This is a genomic window from Saccharomonospora saliphila YIM 90502, assembly GCF_000383795.1.
Taxonomy (GTDB): Bacteria; Actinomycetota; Actinomycetes; order Mycobacteriales; family Pseudonocardiaceae; genus Saccharomonospora; species Saccharomonospora saliphila.
On the sequence record NZ_KB912676.1, the window covers coordinates 45978 to 47956 of the forward strand.

Sequence of the window (1979 nt, forward strand, 5' to 3'; positions counted from 1 at the left end):
CGAACGCCGGGCCCAGGCGCGTGGCCAGCCACGCGGCCAGCACGGAGCCCGCGACCGCGCCGATCAGCACGACCGGGCCGCGCCGCGCGCGCAGCAGCCACACCGCGACCCCGGTGAGCACGCCCACGGCCAGACCGAGGAGCACGAAGAGCGCGAGACCGTCGAACCGGTGCCAGCTCTCCCACTGCAACGGCACGGCCTCGCCGCCGTCGGTGACCACGCGCATCCGCTGGGTCGGCGCCAGCAGCGACCACACCCAGCCGAGCGCGATGCCCAGCACGCCGACCACCGAGAGCACGCCGAACGCGGGCACGAGGTCGGCACGCACCACCACGCGCGCATTCCGCGGAGCGGCCGGAAACACCTCCTGGCGCGGGTAGGCAGGCCACACGGCCGGACCGTTGGCGGCACCAGCCCGCTCGGCCACGAGACGACCTCCTTACGACGGCCCGATTCCCGCGCCGCAGCCTAGCCGGTCGACCCCGCGTCGGCGGAGGTGGTTTCCCCGTGCCTGCTGCACCGCGCACTCCAGCCGGATGGTGTGATCTGTACCACCATCCGCCGTGCGCAGTCGGCGCAGTAGCGGGGCGGTTCGAGCGTGACCCGCGGGTCCCCGCAGCGCGCGTGCGCCCCCTCGCCCACCGCCCGGGGGTCCTCAGGCCCGCCGCAGTGCACGCAGTAGCGCGGGGTCACAGCGTCTCGCTCAGCGCCTTGATCGGCATCTTGAGGTCGCCGAGCATGTCGAGGTCGCGCTGGGCGGGCCTGCCCAGGTTGGTGAGGTAGTTGCCCACGATGATGGCGTTGACGCCGCCGAGCATGCCCTGTTCCGCGCCGAGGTCACCCAGCGTGAGCTCGCGCCCGCCCGCGAACCGCAGCATGGTGCGGGGCATCGCGAGTCGGAACGCCGCGACGACGCGCAGCGCGTCCTTGCCCTCCACCGTCTCGTAGTCCTCGTAGGGCGTGCCCGGCTGCGGGATGAGGAAGTTCATCGGGACCTCGTGCGGGCTCAGCTCCGCGAGCTGCACGGCGAACTCGGCGCGCTGCTCGTCGGTCTCGCCCATGCCGATGATGCCGCCGCAGCAGACCTCCATGCCCGCGTCCCGGACCATGGTCAGGGTCTCCCAGCGCTCCTCCCAGGTGTGGGTGGTCACCACGTCCGGGAAATGCGACCGCGCCGTCTCCAGGTTGTGGTTGTAGCGATGCACGCCCATCTCGACCAGCTCGTCGACCTGGTCCCGGGTGAGCATGCCGAGCGAGCAGGCGATCTGAATGTCGTTTCCGGACTCCCGGATCGCCCGGATGCCGTCGCGGACCTGCGACATCAGGCGCGCGTCGGGCCCGCGCACGGCGGCCACGATGCAGAACTCCGTCGCCCCGGTCGCCGCCGTCTCGGCCGCCGCTTTGACCAGGCCGGGGATGTCGAGCCAGGCGGCACGCACCGGCGTCGGGAAGCGACCGGACTGCGAGCAGAAGTGGCAGTCCTCCGGGCAGCCGCCGGTCTTCACGCTGACGATGCCCTCGACCTCGACCTCGGGACCGCACCAGCGCATCCGCACGTCGTGCGCGAGAGCCAGCAGGTCGGTCACGTGCTCGTCGGGAAGCCGAAGCACGTCGAGCACCTGCTGCTGGGAGAGTCCGATGCCCTGGTCGAGCACCTGCTCGCGGGCGGTCGTGAGAATCTCCGACTCGGTGGTTGAGGCCGTCACGGCATCTCCTTCGCGGTCTCGTCGTGTGTGTGAGTGTGACTCAAGGCGCGATCCCGCACAGTGACACAGCGAGCTACGTCACGTCGATCCGGCGCTCAGGGGGCCGAAACCGGTGTCAGGCGCCCGATGGCGCCGTGCGGGTGGCGAAGTGGTCGGGGTCGAACTCACCCCCGAACCAGGGGGACAGACCCCGCCGCGCCTCGGCGAGGAACTCCTGCCCGCCCGCGCGGCCCAATCCGGCCGACAGCGCCCCGAGCAGCGGCGCGCCCGCCG

General features: G+C 72.2%; 3 protein-coding genes and 1 pseudogene. All 4 read right to left on the reverse strand.

Annotation, left to right across the window (positions count from 1 at the left end):
* Positions 1–427 (reverse strand): DUF2567 domain-containing protein (locus SACSA_RS22695; protein ID WP_019816250.1); only part of this gene is annotated, 427 nt, incomplete at its 3' end.
* A gap of 41 nt (positions 428–468) precedes the next feature.
* Positions 469–693, reverse strand: coding sequence for a biotin synthase auxiliary protein BsaP (gene bsaP / locus SACSA_RS27260; protein WP_083940241.1), 225 nt, complete (start codon positions 691–693; stop codon positions 469–471).
* On the reverse strand, positions 690–1706 hold the full coding sequence (gene bioB, locus SACSA_RS0112380) for a biotin synthase BioB (RefSeq protein ID WP_019816251.1): 1017 nt from the start codon (positions 1704–1706) through the stop codon (positions 690–692). Before bioB ends, bsaP begins: the two co-directional genes overlap by 4 nt.
* Before the next feature lie 115 nt (positions 1707–1821).
* Positions 1822–1979 (reverse strand): annotated as a pseudogene (locus SACSA_RS26090) (dethiobiotin synthase); the annotation flags it as partial.